General features: G+C 64.5%; 18 protein-coding genes and 1 pseudogene. 7 read left to right on the forward strand and 12 right to left on the reverse strand.

The features are described from left to right. Nucleotides 1-49 precede the first annotated feature (49 nt). The 6 genes from FJV83_RS13540 to FJV83_RS13565 all read left to right on the forward strand — a co-directional run bounded on the left by FJV83_RS13540 (nucleotide 50) and on the right by FJV83_RS13565 (nucleotide 7,773). Nucleotides 50-1,222, forward strand: coding sequence for a glycosyltransferase family 4 protein (locus FJV83_RS13540; protein ID WP_142886142.1), 1,173 nt, complete (start codon nucleotides 50-52; stop codon nucleotides 1,220-1,222). Between the two features lie 9 nt (nucleotides 1,223-1,231). Continuing rightward, nucleotides 1,232-2,221, forward strand: coding sequence for a glycosyltransferase family 2 protein (locus tag FJV83_RS13545; protein ID WP_095771655.1), 990 nt, complete (start codon nucleotides 1,232-1,234; stop codon nucleotides 2,219-2,221). Beyond that, the gene (locus FJV83_RS13550) at nucleotides 2,221-3,171 is read left to right on the forward strand and encodes a glycosyltransferase family 2 protein (protein ID WP_142886143.1); all 951 of its coding nucleotides are present in this window, start codon (nucleotides 2,221-2,223) and stop codon (nucleotides 3,169-3,171) included. The genes FJV83_RS13545 and FJV83_RS13550 overlap by 1 nt, the downstream gene beginning before the upstream one ends. Beyond that, nucleotides 3,161-4,129 (forward strand): glycosyltransferase family 2 protein, encoded by a 969-nt coding sequence (locus tag FJV83_RS13555; protein WP_142886144.1) that lies wholly within the window; start codon nucleotides 3,161-3,163, stop codon nucleotides 4,127-4,129. Before FJV83_RS13550 ends, FJV83_RS13555 begins: the two co-directional genes overlap by 11 nt. A gap of 74 nt (nucleotides 4,130-4,203) precedes the next feature. Continuing rightward, nucleotides 4,204-5,100, forward strand: coding sequence for a UTP--glucose-1-phosphate uridylyltransferase (locus FJV83_RS13560; RefSeq protein ID WP_142876226.1), 897 nt, complete (start codon nucleotides 4,204-4,206; stop codon nucleotides 5,098-5,100). A gap of 285 nt (nucleotides 5,101-5,385) precedes the next feature. Then, nucleotides 5,386-7,773 (forward strand): polysaccharide biosynthesis tyrosine autokinase, encoded by a 2,388-nt coding sequence (locus FJV83_RS13565; protein ID WP_142886145.1) that lies wholly within the window; start codon nucleotides 5,386-5,388, stop codon nucleotides 7,771-7,773. 55 nt (nucleotides 7,774-7,828) lie between these two features. On the opposite strand, the pseudogene FJV83_RS36960 reads toward FJV83_RS13565, so the two are convergent. From FJV83_RS36960 to FJV83_RS13585, 3 genes and pseudogenes are all read right to left on the reverse strand, one after another. Continuing rightward, nucleotides 7,829-8,102, reverse strand: a pseudogene (locus tag FJV83_RS36960) (OsmC family peroxiredoxin); the annotation flags it as partial. 71 nt (nucleotides 8,103-8,173) lie between these two features. Continuing rightward, the gene (locus FJV83_RS13575; RefSeq protein WP_095771659.1) at nucleotides 8,174-9,256 is read right to left on the reverse strand and encodes an acyltransferase; all 1,083 of its coding nucleotides are present in this window, start codon (nucleotides 9,254-9,256) and stop codon (nucleotides 8,174-8,176) included. Nucleotides 9,257-9,617: 361 nt separating this feature from the next. Beyond that, the gene (locus FJV83_RS13585) at nucleotides 9,618-11,525 is read right to left on the reverse strand and encodes a propionyl-CoA synthetase (RefSeq protein WP_142886146.1); all 1,908 of its coding nucleotides are present in this window, start codon (nucleotides 11,523-11,525) and stop codon (nucleotides 9,618-9,620) included. Nucleotides 11,526-11,667: 142 nt separating this feature from the next. Here FJV83_RS13585 and FJV83_RS36405 point away from each other — a divergent pair, with 142 nt between their 5' ends. Next, nucleotides 11,668-11,865 carry a hypothetical protein gene (locus tag FJV83_RS36405; RefSeq protein WP_185973398.1) on the forward strand — a complete coding sequence of 66 codons (198 nt, stop codon included), beginning with the start codon at nucleotides 11,668-11,670 and terminating at the stop codon, nucleotides 11,863-11,865. A 429-nt stretch (nucleotides 11,866-12,294) separates the two neighbouring features. On the opposite strand, the gene dhaK is transcribed toward FJV83_RS36405, so the two are convergent. From dhaK to FJV83_RS13630, 9 genes are all read right to left on the reverse strand, one after another. Beyond that, nucleotides 12,295-13,281, reverse strand: a complete 987-nt coding sequence (gene dhaK, locus FJV83_RS13590) for a dihydroxyacetone kinase subunit DhaK (RefSeq protein WP_142886147.1) — start codon at nucleotides 13,279-13,281, stop codon at nucleotides 12,295-12,297. A 31-nt stretch (nucleotides 13,282-13,312) separates the two neighbouring features. Further along, nucleotides 13,313-13,738 (reverse strand): hypothetical protein, encoded by a 426-nt coding sequence (locus FJV83_RS13595; RefSeq protein ID WP_019862863.1) that lies wholly within the window; start codon nucleotides 13,736-13,738, stop codon nucleotides 13,313-13,315. Between the two features lie 11 nt (nucleotides 13,739-13,749). Beyond that, entirely contained in the window at nucleotides 13,750-15,324 is a 1,575-nt protein-coding gene (ptsP, locus tag FJV83_RS13600) for a phosphoenolpyruvate--protein phosphotransferase (RefSeq protein ID WP_185973399.1), read from the reverse strand. A gap of 41 nt (nucleotides 15,325-15,365) precedes the next feature. Further along, complete coding sequence (locus FJV83_RS13605; RefSeq protein WP_095771662.1) at nucleotides 15,366-15,668, reverse strand: HPr family phosphocarrier protein; 303 nt, start codon at nucleotides 15,666-15,668, stop codon at nucleotides 15,366-15,368. A 20-nt stretch (nucleotides 15,669-15,688) separates the two neighbouring features. After that, entirely contained in the window at nucleotides 15,689-16,078 is a 390-nt protein-coding gene (gene dhaM / locus FJV83_RS13610) for a dihydroxyacetone kinase phosphoryl donor subunit DhaM (protein WP_010913108.1), read from the reverse strand. Next, nucleotides 16,075-16,677, reverse strand: a complete 603-nt coding sequence (gene dhaL / locus FJV83_RS13615) for a dihydroxyacetone kinase subunit DhaL (protein WP_095771945.1) — start codon at nucleotides 16,675-16,677, stop codon at nucleotides 16,075-16,077. Before dhaL ends, dhaM begins: the two co-directional genes overlap by 4 nt. A gap of 72 nt (nucleotides 16,678-16,749) precedes the next feature. Next, entirely contained in the window at nucleotides 16,750-18,393 is a 1,644-nt protein-coding gene (locus FJV83_RS13620) for a dihydroxyacetone kinase subunit DhaK (RefSeq protein ID WP_142886148.1), read from the reverse strand. A gap of 73 nt (nucleotides 18,394-18,466) precedes the next feature. Then, on the reverse strand, nucleotides 18,467-19,480 hold the full coding sequence (locus FJV83_RS13625) for an ABC transporter ATP-binding protein (protein WP_142886149.1): 1,014 nt from the start codon (nucleotides 19,478-19,480) through the stop codon (nucleotides 18,467-18,469). Next, complete coding sequence (locus tag FJV83_RS13630) at nucleotides 19,473-20,585, reverse strand: ABC transporter ATP-binding protein (protein ID WP_142886150.1); 1,113 nt, start codon at nucleotides 20,583-20,585, stop codon at nucleotides 19,473-19,475. Before FJV83_RS13630 ends, FJV83_RS13625 begins: the two co-directional genes overlap by 8 nt.

Consider the following 20,585-nt stretch of genomic DNA (forward strand, 5'->3'; position numbering starts at 1 on the left):
AGCTGTACTAGCATCCTTGTGGGTGGGGTCAAACAGCGGTCGAGTTTTCATGCTGCATGTCTTGTACCTGGTGCACGATGTTTCCGATCCGGCGGTTCGCCGACGGATCACAATGCTCAGGACAGGCGGTGCCCGGGTCACTCTGGCGGGCTTTCGCCGCACCGCGACCCCGATTGCCGACATCGAGGGATTGCAGCCGGTCGACCTTGGCGCGACGCGCGACGGCCGATTCGCCCAGCGCCTGGCGGCGGTGGCGAAAGCAGCGGTTTCGATAGGCTCGAAGCTGAAGGGCGCGCCGCGGCCCGATCTCATCATCGCGCGCAATCTGGAAATGCTGGCACTGGCGCGCCGCGCCAGGTCGGCCTTCGGCGCCACGGTGCCGATTGTCTATGAATGCCTCGACATCCACCGCCTGGTGCTTCGCGACGACATCTTCGGCAAGGCGCTGCGCGCCACCGAGCGCCATCTGGCGCGCGACGTGAAGCTGCTGGTGACCAGTTCGCCCGCCTTCATCGCCAATTATTTCAAGCCCTTCCGCCAGGTCGCCGCACCTGTCGAACTGATCGAGAACAAATATTTCGAGGCAGCGGCGATCCTGCCCGGCGCGCGTGAAACGGTCGAAGCGCCTGCCGCCCCGCCTTGGCGAATCGGCTGGTTCGGAGCGCTGCGCTGCCGCCGCTCGCTCAAGCTTCTGGCTGATTTCACCCGCCGCATGGATGGACGTTTCGAAATCGTGCTGCGCGGCCGTCCGGCGCTTTCCGAATTCCCCGATTTCCACGCCTTCGTCGATGCCGAACCTTATCTGTCGTTTCGTGGACCCTACCGCAATCCGGAGGACATGGCGGCGATCTACCAGGACGTGCATTTCTCCTGGGCGATCGATTTCTTCGAGGAGGGACAGAATTCGGAATGGCTGCTGCCCAACCGCCTCTATGAAGGCTGCCGCTTCGGGGCGGTGCCGATCTCGATGGGCCATACGGAAACCGGACGGTTCCTCAGCCAGCAGGACGTCGGCATCCTGCTGCCCCAGGCGACGCCCGAGGCGCTCGAAACCGCACTCGGCACGATGGAGGAGCAGCGCTTCGGCAGACTGAAGGCGCGCGTGCTTGCCCGCAATCCGAGGACGTGGAGCTACGATCGCAGCGACTGCAGCGCGCTGGTCGAAAAACTGCGCCGCCTGACCACCGTGCGCGAGTCCCTCGCGACTGAAGCCCCGGCATAGGATCGCCCGATGACGCAAGCGCTTCCCTCCAGCCTGATCGTGATCCCTTGCCTGAACGAGGCAGCCCATATCAGCGCGCTGCTCGGCCAGCTTTGCCCGGCGGCGGCAAGGCTTGGCGCCCGGATCGTCGTTGCCGATGGCGGCAGCACCGACGGCACGCTGGCCATTGTCGAGCAGATCGCCGCGAAGGACCCGCGCGTTGTCCTGCTTCACAACAGGCGGCGCATCCAGAGCGCAGCGATCAATCTCGCCGTCGGCACTTTTGGCGAAGGTGCGGAATATCTCATCCGCATCGACGCGCATGGCGGCTATCCCGACGATTACTGCGACCGGCTGCTTGAGGAAGCGCTGGCCACATCAGCCGATTCGGTCGTGGTTTCGATGCTGACCAGCGGCAGCGGCGCCGTGCAGAAGTCGGTTGCGGCGGCGCAGAATTCGAAACTCGGCACCGGTGGTTCCAAGCATCGTCACCTCTCGGCCGGAGAATGGGTCGACCACGGCCATCACGCGCTGATGCGGATATCGGCCTTCGGCGCTGTCGGCGGCTATGACGAGAGCTTCAGCCACAATGAGGATGCCGAGCTCGACTACCGGCTGCGGCAGGCCGGCTACAGAATCTGGATGAGCGGCAAGACGCAGATGGTCTACTATCCGCGCGCCTCGCTCAAAGGCCTCTATTTCCAGTATCTCGGCTATGGCCGCGGCCGCGCCAAAAATGTGTTGAAGCACCGCGTCATCCCGAAGGTCCGGCAGATGGTGCCACTGGCGGTCTTCCCGGTGGTTCTTCTGGCGGCCTTCTCCTTCGTGCACTGGATCGCGGCTGTGCCGCTGCTGATCTGGGCTTCGGTCTGCCTCGGCTATGGCCTGGTGACGGCCATTCGCCAGCGCAATGCCGACATCGCACTGGCCGGCGTTTCGGCCATGGTCATGCATTTCGGCTGGTCCGTCGGCTTCTGGCTGCAGCTTCTCGGCCTCGGCGCGCGACGCGGGGTGGCGTGATGGTGGCTCAGGCCAAGAACCGCAGCATCGACATCGGCGTGTGCACGTTCCGCCGGCCGGAGCTGGCCGACACGCTGCGTTCGCTTGCCGCCATGGAGATGCCCGAAGGCTTCGACATCGGCGTCATTGTCGCCGACAATGACGACACGCCGAGCGCGCAGGCATTGGTGACGGCGCTGTCGCAGGAATTGGCGCTGGCGGTCCGCTACCGGCACGCCCCGGCGCGCAACATTTCGGTCGCCCGCAACGCTTGCCTCGATGCCAGCGAGGCGGATTTCCTCGCCTTCATCGACGACGATGAGACTGCCTCCGCCCGTTGGCTGGCCGAGTTGGTGGCGACGGCCGAGGACAGTGGTGCAACAGCCGTGCTCGGTCCGGTGCGGGCGCTCTACCGTCCGGATGCACCCGAATGGATGCGCCGGGGCGATTTCCATTCGACCTTGCCGGTCTGGGTGCGCGGCGAGATCCGCACCGGCTACACCTGCAACGTCCTGCTGCGCATGCGGTCGGACAGCCTGCGCGGCCGTCGCTTCAGCCTGGCGCGCGGCCAGACCGGCGGCGAGGACACCGAACTCTTCGATCAGATGGTCAAGGTCGGCGGCCGCATCGCCTTCGCTCGAGAGGCCTGGGTGGACGAGGTGGTGCCGCGCTCAAGGGCCGCGTTCGATTGGCTCGGCCGCCGCCGTTTTCGCGTCGGCCAGACGCATGGTCACCTCTTGGGCAGCAATGCGCGCGGCATCGGGCTGATCAAGCATGTCGGCCTTGCCGCCGCAAAGGCAGCCTTTTGTTTCGCCGCGGCCCTTCCCGTGGTCGCCAGCCCGGTGCGCAGGAACCGCAGCGTGCTGCGCGGCATCATGCATGTCGGCGTCGTCAGCGGCCTTGTCGGCGTCCGCGAACTCCGGCTCTACGGCCAATCGTCATCCCCGGAAGGAGGCAAGCGTGCAGCCTGACGTTTCCTTCGCTCCGGATGTTTCCTTTGTCATCGCCGCCTACAATGCAGAGGCGACGCTCGACCGCGCGATTGCCAGCGCCATGGCGCAGAAGGGTGTCAGCGTCGAGATCATCGTCCTCGACGACCAGTCGCGCGATGCCACGCTCGATGTGGCGCGGGCCTATCCGCAAGACATTGTGCGCGTCGTCGCGCTTGCCAGGAATCGCGGTCCCGGCGGCGCCCGAAATGCCGGACTCGACGTCGCCCGCGGCAGGTGGGTCGCGGTGCTCGATTCCGACGATGCCGTCTTCCCTGGCCGTATCGCCGCCATGATCGGCCGTGCCGAAAAAGCGGATGCCCAGATCGCCGTCGACAATCTCCAGGTCATCCGCGAGGACGGCGTCGTCGAGGATGCGATGTTCCCAAGGCGTTATCTGGAAGGCCTGCGCGAGATTTCGCTTGCCACCTACATCGCCGGCAACGTCGTCTTCGAATCGAAGTTCAACCTCGGCTACCTCAAGCCGATCTTCCAGCGCCGGTTCCTGGACGAAAACCGGCTTCGCTATGACGAGAAACTGAGGATCGGCGAAGACTACATCCTGTTTGCCGAGGCGCTCGCCAAGGGCGGCAGATGCGTGGTCGAGCCGGAGATCGGCTACGCCTACCATATTCGCAGTGGCTCCATCTCGCGTGTGCTCGAGCTTCACCATGTAGAAGCGATGCGCAAGGCGGATGCCGTATTCGCTCAAACCCATCGGATGGACGAGGCGGCCCAGGCGGCCTTTGCCCGGCGCGGCCGCAGCCTGCGCAAGGCAGCCTCCTTCCTGGCGATGGTCCAGCACATCAAGGCGCGGTCCCCGCTCAAAGCGATCCGGACGGCGCTCAGCGACCCGGCGGCGGTCAGGCATATGGGCATGCCGATCGCCGTGCGGTTGCGACGAGTAGCGGCACAATTTGCCGTGGGGGCGGGGAGGTGAAGATGCAGGCACATGAAGGGATTTTTCGTGGCCTGTGAATGGATTGAAGTCGATCTCCTCAGAAGGAATTTGCGATGAAGAAAATCAGGAAGGCCGTGATACCGGTGGCGGGGCTTGGAACACGGTTCCTGCCGGCGACCAAGTCGATGCCGAAGGAAATGCTTCCGGTGGTCGACAGGCCTGTCGTGCAATATGCGGTGGACGAGGCCTTCGAAGCCGGCATCGAGCACATCGTGTTCGTGACCGGCCGCAACAAGGCGGTCATCGAAGACTATTTCGACCTGCATCCGGAATTGATCGGAACCCTGGAGCAGACCGGCAAGAAGACCCAGCTGGAGGCGCTCGAAAGCATGCTGCCTGTGGCCGGCGCCACCTCCTTCATCCGCCAGCAGTCGCCGCAAGGTCTCGGTCACGCCGTCTGGTGCGCCCGCGAGGTCATCGGCAACGAGCCCTTCGCCCTGCTTTTGCCGGACATGGTCTCCTTCGGCGGGCGCGGTTGTCTTGCCGAAACCGTCGACCTCTATGAGCGCACCGGCGGCAATGTCATCGCCGTCGAACGCTGCGATCCGAGCGAGACCAACAAATACGGCATTGTCGGCCGCGGTGCCGAAATCGGCGGCGGCTTCGAAGTCACAGCGATGGTCGAAAAGCCGGCCCCGGCCGACGCGCCGTCAAATTTCTACATCAACGGCCGCTATATCCTGCAGCCCGAGATCTTCGCGCTGCTGGGCAATCAGCAGCGTGGCGCCGGCAACGAGATCCAGCTGACGGACGCCATGGTCCGCCTGTCGAAGGACCAGCCGTTCTTTGCCCAGCCTTTCCTGGGACGCATGTTCGACTGCGGGTCCAAGGAAGGCTTCATCCAGGCCAACATCGCTTTTGCGCTGGCGCGCAACGACATGAAAGGCCCGGTTTTCGCGATGCTTCAGGAGTTCGTCCGGTCGCATGAACGCCAGGAAGAAGCCGCATAATGCCCATCTTTCGGGAGTATTGCCGGATGGCTGGCGGCGAGGGGCCGACAGGCCCCGTCGTCTGGCATGAAGCTTGCGTTGCTTCTTGGCAATGCTCCCGACCGTTGGGGCGCCTGCAAGCCCAAGCATGATCCCGGAAAGTGGCTCCCGGTTTCCGCAAAGGTCATGCTTAAACTTAGACAGGTCATGATTCCCGAAGGTTTCGGAAAAGATCATGCCCAAACAAAGAGATAGAGCCTCAACCCGATTATCGGGAACGCAGCGGGCTCTGGGATTGGACCGACGATGAATTATGCCAACTTTCCTCTCGACAAGAGGATGCCATTGCCGAATTCGGACGCAGGAAACGGCGAAGACTTCATCGATATCGAGCGGCTGCTTGGCATGGCTGCGCGGCAGGCCAAGGTGGTTGCCGTGTGCGCCGTCATCGGTCTTTTCCTGGGCATGCTCTATCTGCAGACAACCCCGCCCAAATATGTGTCGGTCTCGAGCGTGCTGATCGACGAGGGTTTGAACAAGATCGTCGACGACATTTCAGCGGCGTCGACGACCATGCAGACCGATTCCGCCATTCTGAGCCAGATCGAGATACTGACCTCGACGCGACTTGCCGCGGTGGTCGTCGACAAGCTCAAGCTCGACCAGAACGATGCGTTTATGAACCCGCCGCAGTCGGCGCTTGCCCAGGGCGTCGGCCTGATCCGCGGCCTTATCCAGTATGTCCGCCCCAGCCCGCCTATCCCGGGCATGGGTGACATCAGCAAGCTCGATCCTGCCACCCGCAATGCGCTGATCGCCACGTCAAGCCGCGACTATGCGATCCTCAAGCTGCAGAGCGAGATCCAGGCGGATCGCGTCGGACGAAGCTACGTCATCGCGCTTGGTTATCAGGCGACCGATCCGGGCCTGGCGAAAGCGATTACCAAGGCCTATGCCGACGCCTATCTGGCCGATCAGCTCGATGCCAGCTTCGACGCCACCGAGCGCGCGGCGGTCTGGCTGCAGGGCCGGCTGACGGAACTGCGCGAGAGCTCGCAGCAGGCATCGCTGGCGGTCGAAAAATTCAGGGCCGAACACGGCCTGTCCGCCAACAGCGATGGCCAGCTGTTGAGCGACAAGCAGCTTGCCGACCTCAACGCCCAGCTCATCGTGGCGCAGGCCGACACGGCGCGCGCCAGCGCCCGCTACCAGCAGTACAAGTCGATCGTCGACAGCGGCTCGGACAACGCTTTCAAGGATGCCGCCATTTCGAGCGATCAGCCGAGCAGCTCGGTCATTTCGGCGCTCAAGACCCGCTACCTCACCGTCTCCAAGCGTCAGCAGGATGTCGAGGCGAATTTCGGTCCTCAACATCCGCAGGCCGTGGCGCTTGCCAAGGAAAAGGCCGACATATCGGCGCAGATTTTCGGCGAGCTGAAGCAGCTCACCGAAAGTTATCGCAACGAGTATGAGGTGGCGCTGGCGCGCGAGACCGCGCTCAGGGCCAATGTTGCCGCCGCTCAGGGCAAGAGCTCCGTCGACAACCAGTCGCAGGTGCAGTTGCGCGACCTCGACCAGAAGGCGACGGCGCTCACCACGCTCTACCAGACGTTCCTCGGCCGCTACGAGGAAGCCGCGCAGCAGCAATCTTTCCCGGTCGGCAAGATCCGCATCATCTCGGATGCCTCGACGCCGCTCTCCGCCTCGAGCCCGCGCACCATCATCGTGCTCGGACTGTCTCTCGTGCTCGGCGTGCTGATGGGCGCCGGCTTCGGCGGCCTCAACGAGTTCAACGAGCGGTTCTTCCGGACCGGCGAGGAGGTCCGCGACCGCGTCGGCCTCAAATTCCTCGGCTATCTGCCGACCATCGGCAGCAGGCCCGCCAAGGACGACAAGCCGGCCGAGGCTCAGCCGGATGCCAAGGCAGCGAGGTCGCCGGCGGCCATCGAAAGGCGCGCGCGCATGCGGGTGAGCATCGACGCGCCGGCATCGATGTTCTCCGAAACGCTGCGCAGCGCCAAGATCGCCTTCGATGTCGTGATGGAAGGACAGGGCAGCCGCGTCGTCGGCGTCATCTCGGTGCTTCCCGGCGAAGGCAAGTCGACGGTCGCGGCCAATCTTGCCGGACTGCTGGCCGCCAATGGCGCCAGGACGCTGCTCATCGACGGTGACTTGCGCAATCCGGGGTTGAGCCGCAGCCTCGGCATGGAAGCCGAGCAGGGCCTGATGGAAGCGGTGATGAATGGCCAGACCTGGCAGTCGGTCGGCAAGATCGACCGGCAGACGAAACTCGCCATCATCCCGGCCGTGCTGCGCGGCCACTTCTCGCACACCAGCGAGCTGTTGTCCTCGGCTGGCATGCGGCGCTTCATCGAGAACGCCAAGGAGACGTTCGAATACATCGTCGTCGATCTGCCGCCGCTCGGGCCGGTGGTCGACGCCAAGGCTTTCGCGCCGTTGGTCGACGGCTTCGTGCTGGTCACCGAATGGGGCCGCACGCCGCGCGCCATGGTCAGGTCGATGCTGGAATCCGAACCTTATGTCGCCAACAAGATCGTCGGCGCGGTGCTGAACAAGGTCGACCTGAAGAAGCTCGCCAAATACGGATCGTTCGGCGCGTCGGAAAAATTCTTCGACAAATATTCGAGCTACTATCTCGACAAGTCCGAAGTGCGCAGCAAGGCGACGGTATAGAGCATTCCAGGAAAGCCGTTTCACGCTTTCCTGGAGCGGCTCCAAAATGAATATCTCAAGCGGCTACCTGGATTTCCGTCTTGACGGAATTGGCGATGAAGCACTGTTCATGCGCCAAGTGGTGCAACTCCGCTTGCGTTGCGGCATGTGGCAGCTGGAAATCGCCGCGATGTAGGCCTCCTCCGGATCGACATTGGCCTCGACGGAATAAGGAAGCGGAACGATATGCGGCGACGCCGACGCCGGCACGACCTGGCCGCCGTCAAAGCGCCAAATGTGCGCGCGGCTGTAACGTCAGTGAAGACCGCTCCTTCGCGCTCCCAATGTACTGGTTCTTCCGGTCGACGCCGGCCTCACGCCGGCATGGACGAACACCATTTCCTCAAACGGACGATCGCGGCTACGCTGCCTTGAGCCGATACCGGAAGACGGTGTGGTCGAGCAGCAGCCTTATGCGCGGTTCGGCTTCCGTCGCCACCAGCCAGCTTGCCGCGATCATGGTCGCGCCGACCACTGCCATCGACAGGAGATAAGGCATCCCTGCACGGACCATCGCCCCGAGCATCGCCGCGCCGACGACGTCGTGGATCAGGTAGAGCGGATAGGTCATCAGGCCGATCCGGCGCCAGCCGCTCCAGCTGAGGTCGAGCCGCAGCGACCACGCCATCAGCGCGATGGCGACGAGGAAGATCAGGATCGGCGGCGCATAGGGCATCACGGCATTGACCTTGATGCTGTGGACGTCGACTGAACTGGCGATCTGCAGCACGCCCCCGCCGAGGAACAGCAGGCAGAAGCCAAGGCGAGGCGCCGTCAGCGCCTTGAACCGGATCAGCCACAGCAGCACGCCGACGGCGAAGAAGCAGCCGTGATGCACCAAAGTGAGCTGGAGCAGCCGCGTCTCGGCGAAGTCGGCCCAGCCGAGCGGATAATAGAGACACCAGAACAGCGTGCTGACCAGGCCGATGACGATGGCGACCGCCTCCATCAGATCGAAGCGGCCAAGCCGCAGCAGGATCCAGACGATGGCGTAGAAGGCGATCTCGATGCCGAGTGTCCAGTAGACGCTGTCCACCCAGGGACCATAGGGCACGAACAGCCCGGTGCGAACCAGCCTGACCACCGCGTCGGTCGGCCAGCTCAGGCCGATGGCAAGAAGCAGCACGGCGGTGACCGGCGCGCAGATCCAGACCGCCGGCGCCAGCCGCTTCACCCTGGCCTCGAAGAACCGCAGCGGCGTCGACTTCTCGGCGCTGAAGGCGATGACGAAACCGCTGATGACGAAGAAGATCTCGACGCCGACCCATCCGGATCCGACCCAGGCGCCTATGTCAGGCTGCGCCGGCACGCCGCCCGTGGCCTGTGCCGAGATGCCATCGGGATAGGCCCACACCCAGAAGCCATAGTGGTAGACCATGACCAGAACGGCTGCGAGAAACCGCAGGATGTCGACGCCGCCAAAGGTAATTTTTTGCTGAGCCATACCGCACCGTCGGATGGCCCCCCAGGAGACACTGTAGGGTGGCTTGCTGCATTGCACAATAAGAGATTGGTGCTGAAATCGCGTCAGGTTTCGGCTTCGCCGAGGCACCCTCCCACTCCGGGGGAGAGAACGGCGCGAGTTCGCCGGCCTTGGCGCGTGTCCGAACCGGATAGATAGGTAACAGAATGGACCGGTAGCATGGGTGACAGTTTTCTTGTCCGCCGGAGGACCGGCGATGGCCTAAAGCGCGTCGCGTCTGAACGGATTCATACGACGCGCTTTAGGTCTTTGTTTTCATGCATGTCGTTCTCCCAAAACCGGGGCCACTTTTGGGCGGCATGCATTATGCGATTGGCTGCCCCTAAACCCCGATCCCCCGCGCCTTTATCGCCGCGGTGATCTCGTCGAGGATGGCCGGGTCGTCTATCGTCGCCGGCATCGTCCATTCTTCGTTGTCGGCGATCTTCTGCATGGTGCCGCGCAGGATCTTTCCGGACCGCGTCTTGGGCAGGCGCTTGATCGTCACCACGGTCTTGAAGGCGGCGACCGGCCCGATCCGCTCGCGCACCAGCGCCACGACCTCCTTCTCGATGGCGCCGCCGTCGCGCGCGACACCGGCGTTCAGCACCACGAAACCGAGCGGAACTTGCCCCTTCATCGCATCGGCAATGCCGACGACGGCGCATTCGGCGACATCGGGATGGGCGGCCAGCACCTCTTCCATGGCGCCGGTCGACAGCCGGTGGCCGGCGACATTGATGATGTCGTCGGTGCGCGCCATCACGTAGAGATAGCCGTCCTCGTCGATCATGCCGGCATCCGCGGTCTTGTAGTAGCCGGGAAACTCATCGAGATAGGCCTGGCGGAAGCGGGCGTCGGCGTTCCACAGCGTCGGCAGGCAACCGGCCGGCAACGGCAGCTTGACCACGACATTGCCGAGCGTCCCGCGCGGCACCTCGTGGCCGGCATCGTCGAGCACGCGGATGTCATAGCCGGGCATCGGCACGCCGGGCGAACCGTATTTCACCGGCAGCAGGCCGAGCCCCGCCGGGTTGATGGTCATCGGCGAGCCGGTCTCGGTCTGCCACCAATGGTCGACCACTGGCACATTCAGCTTCTGCTCCGCCCATTTGATGGTTTCGGGGTCGGCGCGCTCGCCGGCGAGGAACAGCGTGCGGAATTTCGACAGATCGTATCTGGCAACGAACTCACCCCGCGGATCCTGGCCCTTGATCGCCCGGAACGCCGTGGGCGCGGTGAACAGCGCGACCACCCCATGGTCCGAGATGACCCGCCAGTAGGTGCCGGCATCCGGCGTCCCGATCGGCTTGCCTTCGAACAGGACGCTGGTGCTGCCATGCAGCAGCGGTCCGTAGACGATGTAGGAATGGCCGACGACCCAGCCGACATCGGACGCCGCCCAGAACACTTCGCCCGGCTTGACGCCGAACTCGTTTTCCATCGTCCATTTCAGCGCAACCATGTGGCCGCCATTGTCGCGCACGATCCCCTTGGGCTGGCCGGTCGTGCCTGACGTGTAGATGATGTAGAGCGGGTCGGTGGCCAGCACCGGCACGCAGTCGACATTGGCGCCGGCCGCCCGCTCACGCGCGACGGCGTCGGCATAGTCGATGTCGAAATGCTCCTTCAGGTCGCAGCGCAGCTGGTCGCGCTGCAGGATCAGGCAGGCATCCGGCTTGTGGTGGGACATCTCGATCGCCTTGTCGAGCAGCGGCTTGTAGGCGACGACCCGGCCCGGCTCCAGGCCGCAGGAGGCCGAGATGATCAGCTTCGGCTTGGCATCGTCGATGCGGGTGGCCAGTTCATGCGAGGCAAAGCCGCCGAACACGACCGAATGCACGGCGCCGATGCGGGCGCAGGCAAGCATGGCGATGGCCGCCTCCGCCACCATCGGCATGTAGATGATGACGCGGTCGCCCTTGCCGATGCCCCGGTTCTTCAGCACCGAGGTCAGCGCCACCACTTCGCGCTTGAGTTCGGCGTAGGTGAATTTTTTCACCGTTCCGGTGATGGCGCTGTCATAGATCAGTGCGATCTGGTCGGCGCGTCCGCCGGCGACATGCCGGTCGATGGCGTTGTAGCAGGTGTTGCAGGTCGCGCCGGTAAACCAGCGGCCATAGACGCCGGCGGTGGCGTCGAACACCTTGTCCCAGGGCGAATACCAGTCGATGGCGCCGGCCGCGTCCGCCCAGAATTGTTCCGGGTCGCGTTTCCAGCCGTCATAGACCTCATGATAGCGTGAAGCCATCCGTAACCTCCCCAGGAACCATTTGACGTCTTTGCCAACAGCCTATGCTGTTTTTTCCGGCGCTGTCTCCCCTGATTTTCGTATGAACCGGTCCCGGCTTGGATCGTGAAGTGAGGTCTTCTCGGGGGACGGGATCTCAGCGATGCGCCATCCGGCGTCGATCATGGCAAAACCGGTGTTTGCGCTGGCGATCGGCGCGGTGCTCGCGATCTCAACCGCCTTGGCCGGAGATACCGCGGCCCATCATCGGCTTTTCGCCCGATGGCCGCTATCTCGCCTTCGAGCAGTACGGCCAGCGCCTTCCGGCAAACCGGCGGTGATTGTCGTGCTGGGACTTTGAAGGGCGCGACCGCCGCTTCATCGCCGTGACCGGGCAGCCTCGTTGAGAGGCCGGCCGATAGCCGCCTAACAAACGCTATTCATGGGACGAAATGTCTACCGCACTAGATCGGCAGGGCCACAAGCATGAGGCCCACGCCACCGAAGATCAAAATGGCCGCCGCTAGCGCTTTCCGATGATGTTCGAAAGTCGTCGGCGCCCGCTCCCAGTTGTAACGCATACGCTATCTCCCCAAAAATCCCGGGAGTCCTTACCTTACTTTGGGGAAGAAAGGCAACGGCCCGGCGAGTCAACGCACTTACCGGAGGCTTCATGGTGACGACTATTTCTGGGGTGATTTCCGCTGAGAGCAGGTGATAGCGCTTAGATCGCCATTCCCAACGGAAGCGCTATGGCTCTTCCAGGGAAAATCGCCGCGCACTCGAATTGCTACATGCCCCAACGCAGCGCCGCCGTATGGACAGGCGCGTCCCACCAGCCGGTCATCTCTTCGTCGAGCATGGTGAGCGTGATCGAGCAGCCGGCCATGTCGAGCGAGGTGACATAGCTGCCGACCAGCGAGCGGATTACCGTCACGCCATGCGTCTCGAAGATCCTTCGCGCGCTGTTGTACATCAGATAGAGCTCCATCAGCGGCGTGCCGCCGAATCCGTTGACGAACAGCAGCGCCGGTCCTTTCGCTTTGTCGCCGAGATCGCCGAGGATCGCTGTGCAGATCTCCCCGGCGATCGCGTCGGCGCTCTTTAAGGCATCGCGCCGGCGGCCAGGCTCGCCATGGATGCCGACGCCGAATTCCATCTCGCCGTCGCCGATGTCGAAGGTCGGCTTGCCGGCGGCCGGCACGGTGCCGCTGGTCAGCGCCACGCCCATCGAGCGGGTCGCGGCGTTGACGCGCTCGCCCAACGTCTTCAGCACCGGCAGTGCCAGGCCGTGCTCGGCCGCCGCGCCGACGATCTTTTCCACCACCAGCGTACCCGCCACGCCGCGCCGGCCGGTCGTGTAGGACGAATTCTCGACGGCGACATCGTCATTGGTCACCACCTGCTGGACGCCATCGGACATTTCGGCAGCCATGTCGAAATTCATCACATCGCCCTCGTAGTTCTTGACGATGAACAGGCAGCCGGCGCCGGTGTCGACGGCCTGCGCCGCCGCCAGCATCTGGTCCGGCGTCGGCGAGGTGAACACCTGGCCGGGGCAGGCGGCGTCCAGCATGCCATGGCCGACAAAGCCGCCATGCAGCGGCTCGTGGCCCGAGCCGCCGCCGGAGATCAGCGCCACCTTGCCCGGCCGCAACGTCCTGCGGCGGACGAATTTGTGCTCCTCGCCAAGCACGAGGATATCGGCGTGGGCGGCCACGAAACCGTCGAGGCTCTCCGTCAGCACCGTGTCCACCGCATTCATAAATTTCTTCATAGCGTCCTCCCAAACAGCCCGGCAAGAATGGTCAGCTGCCACCCTTGCCGGCGATGCTGGTGATCTTCTGGATGAATTCATTGATCGCCCGATCGAGCGCCGCATTCTGCTTGTCGTCGCCGAAATCCGGCACGACGAGCGACACATGCCGCGTCTTGCGCATGCCCGCGGCGATCGACATTTTTCCCGGATGCGCCTGATGGTAGGCGGCGAGAAACTGATCCCGCTCGGCTGGACTGAAATGGCAGACGGAAAAAATAGCCGGCAAATGCTTCGACGGAATCGGCACCGTATAGGCAGGGCTTGAAATCTGCGTCACGAAGCTGCGGTGCTTGCCAAGCGCGTCGGCCAGGCGCTGGCGCATGCCGGACGGTCGCTGGTCGATGACCTGCGACAGGATCGTCTTGTAGGCGCGGATTGCCTCTTCGGAGCCGGGTTCGGGTTTGATGTCAACCATGCCGGCCGCGCCTAGACCGGGACATCGGATATGGCCGCCTTGGCCATAGCGAGTTGCGCCGGTGCAACGGACAGATCGCGCAAACCAGCCTTCAGCAGCGAAGGGATCGACGCGGGATCGCCGCCGGCATCGCCGCACAGGCTGACTGGAATGCCGTTTTCCCGTCCGAAGGCCGTGACCGAGCCGATCAACCGCAGCACAGCGGGATGACGGACCGAATTGAGATGGGCCACAGCAGCGTTATCCCGCGCGGCCGCCATCACATATTGCGTCAAGTCGTTGGAGCCGATCGAGAAGAAGGCGACGCCTGCGAATGCTTCCGGCGCGATGGCCACCGACGGCACCTCGACCATGATGCCCAGCGGCGGCATCCTGTGGGCGACGCCACGCGCGGCAAGGGCTGCCTGCTCTTCGGCGAACAGGGCGGCTGCGCGCTCATACTCATCGGCCATGGCGATCATCGGAAACATCACCTTGAGAGTGCCGTGTGGCGCGGCGCGCAGCAATGCCCTGATCTGTACGCGAAAAATATCGAGCCGCGCCAGCGACAGCCTGATGCCGCGCAGGCCAAGGAATGGATTGCCTTCCTCGACGGTGAAGCCCGGTACCGGCTTGTCGCCGCCGGCGTCGACAGTACGGATCGTCACTGGTTTTTCCCCAGCCCATTCCAGCACCTTGCGATAGGCGCGATATTGCGTCTCCTCATCCGGCAAATTCTTGCCGAACAGGAACTCAGTTCGCATCAGCCCGACACCGTCGCAGGTCGCGATGTCGATGCCGTCGACATCGGACGGATCGGCGATGTTGACCTGCACCCGCACCGCCGTGCCGGCCTTGGTCACCGCCGGCCGCGCCAGAAAACGCCGGGCCACGCCCTGGCGGGCGACGAAGGAAGCGGATGACTGCCGGAACGCGCCGATCTCCGCCGGCGAGGGCGCCAGCACGAGGCTGCCATGCTCGGCGTCGAGCAGTGCCATGCCGGCAAGATCGCCAAGCGGTTCGCGCAGCCCCACCACCATCGGCACGCCACGCGAGCGCGCCAGCATGGCGACATGGCTGGCGGTGCTGCCCGCCTTCAGCGCAATGCCGCCGCCATGGCTCCAGTCGGTTTCGAGGAAGCGCGTCGGCGCGATGTCCTCGCCGCAGAGGATGGCACCGGTGGGCGCCGTGCTGTCGACGTCCTCGGTCAAGGCACGCAGCACCTGGTCCCTGATATCGCGCAAATCCGTGGCGCGGGCGCGGAAATAGTCCTGGTCCGAGGCCTCGTAACCGGCGATCTCGGCATCAAGCGCCTCTCGCCATGCCGCGTCGGCGGTCTGTCCGGAAGCGATCGACGCGAAGGCCGGCCCGCTCAAGGCGTTGTCTTCCAGCATGGCAATGTGGAATTCGAGTATGCCGGCGGCGTCGCTGTCGGCGGTCTCCGCCATGGCGGCAAGCCGGCTCACTGCCGTGCCGATCGCGGCTTGCAGCGACGTCTTCTCTTCCGTAGCGGTGGCTTTGCCGGCGTAGACGGCCGGCGACCGGTCGAGGTCGAACAGCGGCCCCTCGGCATAGCCGGCCGAGGCCGGAACCCCCTCAATCCGCATGGCCCGCATTCCCTGCGGGCCGGCGAAGAAGCGCGCCAGCCTCACGCCGAGCGGACATGACCGGCGTCCTCGTCGAAGTCGCGCTGCACCAGCTCGATCAGTGCGCGCACCGCATCATCGGCGCCGTTGCCCCTGGCCCTGATGTGCAGCACCGTGCCCTTCGGCGCCTTGGCTGCCATCACCTTGACGATGCTCTTGGCGTCGAACCACGGCCCGTTGGCGGCCAGCGCGATTTCCACGTCGGCGGCGAAGGTCTTGGCCAGCTTGGTGAACTTCACCGACGGGCGCGCGTGCAGCCCCACATCGTGGGTGATCAGGACGGTCGCTTCGGCGGCTGCGGACATTTTTCAGAAATCCCGTTTACTCACGACGGCGACAATTCGTGCGCCGTCGCCACCACTTCCTTCAGTGAGGCGCCGCCGGAGGATTCGGTCGCGGCCATCACCGCGCCCTCGACGATCGGCGCGTTGCACACGATGATCTTCTGCGCACGCGGCTCGCCGATCATCTCCACCGCCATTTCCGAGTTGGTCTCGGCGCCGCCGAGATCGACAAGGATGGCGACACCGGCTTCCGACCAGGCCTTGTCGATGGCGCCCATGATCGCCTCGACATTGGTGCCGAGCCCGCCATGGCCGTTTCCGCCGCACCATGCAAGCGGCACTTCGTCGCCCACCATCTGGCGTACCATGTCGGCCGTGCCCTCCGCGACCAGCGGCGAATGCGACACGATCACGATCCCGACATTGCTCATGCACTTTCCCCGATCGCTTGCCCCACCGAGCGCACCAGCAGCGCGGTTGAGCGCGCGCCGGCATCCATATGGCCGATCGAGCGCTCGCCAAGGAACGAGGCGCGACCGCGCAGCGCCTTCATCGGCACCGTCGCTTCGGCGGCGGCATCGGCGATGTCGGCGATCTCAGCCGCCGTCTTGTCCCCGGCCAAGGCGTCATGCACCGGCTGCAGCACATCGAGCATGGTTTTTTGTCCGATCTGCGACTTGCCGCGAGCGGCCACGGCTTCGACAGCCTTGCCGAAGGCAGCGGCCAGGTTTTTGCGATCGGGGTCCGCCGCGATCTCCTTGCCCAAGGCCATGAACAGCGTGCCGAACAAGGGACCCGAAGCGCCGCCCACCGTCATCACCAGCTTGGTTCCGATCGCTTTCAGGGCGTCAGGCAGCGGCTTGGCGGCGAACGCATCGGCCTCGGCTCGCACGGCCTCGAAGCCGCGCTTCATGTTCAGCCCATGGTCGCCGTCGCCGATCGCCTGGTCGAGCGCCGTCAATTCCTCGGCGTGAGCGGCAATCGTATCGGCGGCCACCGCGATCAGCCTGGCAAGGTGCAACGCCGCCATATCGCCCAAAATCCCGGTTTCCACTTTGCCGGCAGTAGCGAAAGAACGGTCATTCGACAACTGGTGCATTCGTCAGGCTGTGACGAGCAGCGTGGCGGCGGCCGAAAACACCCCGGCCACCGCATGGGCACCGGGGTCCACCACGCCTTGCAATTTGGTGCCGACATAGGCCGACCGTCCGGCCTTCGCCTTCTCCATGGCGGCCGTGGCCTCGGCACCACGCCTCGCCGCTGTTGCTGCCTCCTCCAGACCATCGGCATCAAGTGCCTTCAGCGCGGGCTCCAGCGCATCGACCATGGTGCGATCACCCGGTCTGGCGCCGCCGTAGAAGATCATCCGCTCAAGTCCGGCAAGCAGCGCCTTGGACAAACTGTCCCCGCCGCCGAGGGCCTGCGCCGCCGCCGTGAAGAAGATCGACAGCAGCACCCCGCTGGAACCACCCATCGACGCGCTCAATATGTCGCCTATCGCGCCAAGCGTCGCAGCGGGGTTGGCCAGCGGCAGCGTGTCGAGCCGATCGAGGACGCTGCGCGCGCCGGTCGCCACCGTCGAGCCGGTGTCGCCGTCGCCCGCCTTGGCGTCGAGCCCGTTCAATGACGCCTCGAGCGAGATCAGTCTTTCGCAGACCGTGACGATCAGGCGCCTGGTGCCGGCATGCTGGCTGGCCTTGTGCGCAGCGCTTTGTCCGGCTGCTTTCGCCATCGGCATGATGACAGGCGCCGCGACCGGCTTGGCCGGCATCCAGGCATGCGGGCCGACCGGCGACAGCAGGGCGGCTTCACGCGCCGCATCGAGCCGGATCAGCGACAGCGAGAAGCCGTTCATGTTGAGCGCCGTCATCAGCGGCCCGGGGCCGATCGTCAGCTTGACCGTCTTGGCCAGCGGCAAGGCCAGCACCGCATTGGCAATCAGCGACATTTCGAGCGGCGGCACCGACCCGAGATTGTTGATCAGCAAGGCATGGCTCGCCTTCGGGTCGAGCCCAGCGGCGAGGCGCTCCGCCATGATCGCGACCAGCCTGTCGACGCTTTGCAAGGCAATCCGCTCGACGCCCGGCTCGCCATGAATGCCGAGGCCAAGTTCGCCGTCGTCCGCGCCAAACCTGTCTTCATGCGGCTGTCCGGGGATCGAGCAGGACGACAGCGACATGCCGAGCGATACGATATCCTTTGCCGCCGCCCGCGCCGCTGCCGCGATGTCGGCAAGATCATGTCCGGCCTCCGACAGATGGCCTGAAATCTTGTGCACGAACAAGGTGCCGGCGACGCCACGCGGCTGGTTGATGTCAGGCAAGGCTATGTCGTCGGCAACAATCACCATCTCGACGCGAAAGCCCTCGGCGCGCGCCTTCTCCGCCGCCAGGCCGAAATTGAGCCGGTCGCCGGTATAGTTCTTGACGATCAGCAGGCAGCCGGCCGGGCCGGTGACCGCGCGGATCCCCGCCAGCACCGCCTCGACGCTCGGCGAGGCGAAGATCTCGCCGGAGACCGCCGCCGTCAGCATGCCCTTGCCGACAAAGCCTGCATGCGAAGGCTCATGCCCGGCGCCGCCGCCGGAGACGACGCTGACCTTCGACTTGTCCCAGTCGGCGCGCAGCACGACCTTGATCTCGGGATAGCCGTCGAGGCGCGCGAGATCGCCCGAGCCGATGGTGCGCAACAGGCCGTCCAGCGCCTCGGTGACGATCGTTTCCCTGCGGTTGAAAAAGTGCTTCATCGAATTCGTCCCGTATTCGCGATCGTCAATCGGAGGAGGCATTGTCCCTTTGGTGGGGAAACACCGAAACCATTCACATCAATCTTTGTCCATCGGCGCCGAAATAGAGTGGCGAGCGGTAGCGGATCACCACCTTGTCGCCTTGCGACAGATCGGTGTCCGGGTCGGTCAGCGTCACCAGCTTCTTCGGCCCGACCGTCACATGCAGATGGTTCTGGTCGCCGAGATGCTCGACCCAGTCGACGACGCCATCGGCATGGCCGTTCATCGCTTTCTCGATCGTCAGATGTTCGGTGCGCGCGCCGATCGTCCTGGTGCCGGCCGGCGCGCCGCCATCGGGCAGCAGGCCGGTCGGCAGAAGATTGATCGCCGGTTGGCCGAGCCTTGCCGCGACATGCAGGTTTGCCGGCTCCGAATAGATGGTTCGCGGCGACCCGATCTGCACCAGCACGCCGTCGGCGAGGATGCCGATGCGGTCGGCCATGGTCATCGCCTCGATCTGGTCATGGGTGACATAAAGCATGGTCGCGCCGAGTTCGGACTGGATGCGCTTCAGCTCCAGCCGCAGATCTGCCCGCAGCTTGGCGTCGAGCGACGACAGCGGCTCGTCCATCAGATAGATCGCCGGTTTGCGCACCAAGGCGCGGCCGATGGCGACGCGCTGCATTTCGCCGCCCGACAGCTTGGTCGAGCGGTTGGCGAGCTTGTGATGGATGCGCACCATCTTTGCCACGTCCTCGACCCGCCGACGGATCTGGTCCTCCGGGATCTTCCGCGCCGGCGAGCGCAGCGGGAAGGCGAGATTGTCGTAGACCGACAGATGTGGATAGAGCGAGTACTGCTGGAACACGAAGGCCGTGTCGCGCTCGGCCGGCGACAGCGTCGTCGCATTATGGCCGCTGATTTCGATCGTGCCGGCATCCGGCCGTTCCAGCCCGGCGATCAGCCGCAGCGTCGTCGTCTTGCCGGCCCCGGTCGGCCCGAGCAGCACGACGAATTCGCCGTCCGCTATGTGCAGGTCGAGACCGTTGACGGCGACATGCTCGCCAAAGCTCTTGGACACGTTCTTGATGTGCACGTCAGCCATGCTGCGCTCTCCCCTGAGAGGCGGTGTCGTGGACCGCGGTTCTCACCGCGCGGCCCGATCCCTTGTCGAACAGCGACAGCCGGGCGCTGTTCAGGGCCAGGCCGACATGATCTCCGGCATTGAGCCGGATTTCGGCCGGCACCCGCGCCTTGATGATGCCGTCGGCCGTTTCCACCGCTACGATCTGCGTGGTGCCGAGATATTCGGTGCCGTAGATGGCGCCGCGCAGCTTGGAAGTGTCGTCGAAACGGATATGCTCGGGCCGGATGCCGAGCGCCATGTCGGCCGGCGCGATATCCTCACGCACCTCCGGCACCGCGACCTTCGCGCCCTGGACGACGATTTCCTTCGCGCCTTTGGCGAGCCCGCCGCCGAAGCCCAGAAAATTCATCGGCGGCGAGCCGATGAAGTCGGCGACGAACATGGTCGCCGGGCGGTCGTAGATTTCGCGCGGTGTGCCGAACTGCTCGATGACGCCGTGGTTCATCACAGCGATCTTGTCGGCCATCGACATCGCCTCCATCTGGTCATGCGTGACATAGACGGTGGTGGCGTGGATGCGGTTGTGCAGTTCGCGCAGTTCATGGACCATGAGATCGCGGAATTCGGTGTCCAAGGTGCCGAGCGGCTCGTCCATCAAAAAACATTTCGGCCGCCGCACGATGGCGCGCCCAAGCGCCACGCGCTGACGGTCGCCGCCGGCAAGGCCGGAGACCGACTTGTTGAGCAGATGGTCGATGCGCAGGAGTTTTGCCGTCTCTTCGACGCGCGCGCGGATTTCGGCCGACGGCATGCCCTGCGCCAGCAGTGGAAAACCGATGTTCTTGCGCACATTCATATGCGGATAGAGCGCGAACAGTTGGAAGACGAAAGCGATGTCGCGCTCGCGTGCCCGCAGCATGGTGACGTCCTCGCCGCCGAGCAGGATCTGGCCGCCGGTCGGCAGTTCGAGCCCGGCGATCATGCGCAGTGTCGTCGTCTTGCCGCAGCCCGACGGCCCGAGCATGACGAAGAACTCGCCATCCTCGACGACGAAGTTGGAGTCCTGCACGGCGACGAAATCGCCGAAGGCCTTTCTCAGGTGCTGAACACGGATCTCGGCCAT

The organism is Mesorhizobium sp. WSM4307, assembly GCF_007003945.1.
In the GTDB taxonomy this organism is placed as follows: domain Bacteria; phylum Pseudomonadota; class Alphaproteobacteria; order Rhizobiales; family Rhizobiaceae; genus Mesorhizobium.

Coding starts and splice junctions, on each gene's coding strand:
- FJV83_RS13540 (WP_142886142.1), top strand. CDS start 50: ATGCTGCATGTCTTGTACCTGGTGCACGATGTTTCCGATCCGGCGGTT.
- FJV83_RS13545 (WP_095771655.1), top strand. CDS start 1,232: ATGACGCAAGCGCTTCCCTCCAGCCTGATCGTGATCCCTTGCCTGAAC.
- FJV83_RS13550 (WP_142886143.1), top strand. CDS start 2,221: ATGGTGGCTCAGGCCAAGAACCGCAGCATCGACATCGGCGTGTGCACG.
- FJV83_RS13560 (WP_142876226.1), top strand. CDS start 4,204: ATGAAGAAAATCAGGAAGGCCGTGATACCGGTGGCGGGGCTTGGAACA.
- FJV83_RS13565 (WP_142886145.1), top strand. CDS start 5,386: ATGAATTATGCCAACTTTCCTCTCGACAAGAGGATGCCATTGCCGAAT.
- FJV83_RS13575 (WP_095771659.1), bottom strand. CDS start 9,256: ATGGCTCAGCAAAAAATTACCTTTGGCGGCGTCGACATCCTGCGGTTT.
- FJV83_RS13585 (WP_142886146.1), bottom strand. CDS start 11,525: ATGGCTTCACGCTATCATGAGGTCTATGACGGCTGGAAACGCGACCCG.
- FJV83_RS36405 (WP_185973398.1), top strand. CDS start 11,668: ATGCGCCATCCGGCGTCGATCATGGCAAAACCGGTGTTTGCGCTGGCG.
- dhaK (WP_142886147.1), bottom strand. CDS start 13,281: ATGAAGAAATTTATGAATGCGGTGGACACGGTGCTGACGGAGAGCCTC.
- FJV83_RS13595 (WP_019862863.1), bottom strand. CDS start 13,738: ATGGTTGACATCAAACCCGAACCCGGCTCCGAAGAGGCAATCCGCGCC.
- ptsP (WP_185973399.1), bottom strand. CDS start 15,324: ATGCGGATTGAGGGGGTTCCGGCCTCGGCCGGCTATGCCGAGGGGCCG.
- FJV83_RS13605 (WP_095771662.1), bottom strand. CDS start 15,668: ATGTCCGCAGCCGCCGAAGCGACCGTCCTGATCACCCACGATGTGGGG.
- dhaM (WP_010913108.1), bottom strand. CDS start 16,078: ATGAGCAATGTCGGGATCGTGATCGTGTCGCATTCGCCGCTGGTCGCG.
- dhaL (WP_095771945.1), bottom strand. CDS start 16,677: ATGGCGGCGTTGCACCTTGCCAGGCTGATCGCGGTGGCCGCCGATACG.
- FJV83_RS13620 (WP_142886148.1), bottom strand. CDS start 18,393: ATGAAGCACTTTTTCAACCGCAGGGAAACGATCGTCACCGAGGCGCTG.
- FJV83_RS13625 (WP_142886149.1), bottom strand. CDS start 19,480: ATGGCTGACGTGCACATCAAGAACGTGTCCAAGAGCTTTGGCGAGCAT.
- FJV83_RS13630 (WP_142886150.1), bottom strand. CDS start 20,585: ATGGCCGAGATCCGTGTTCAGCACCTGAGAAAGGCCTTCGGCGATTTC.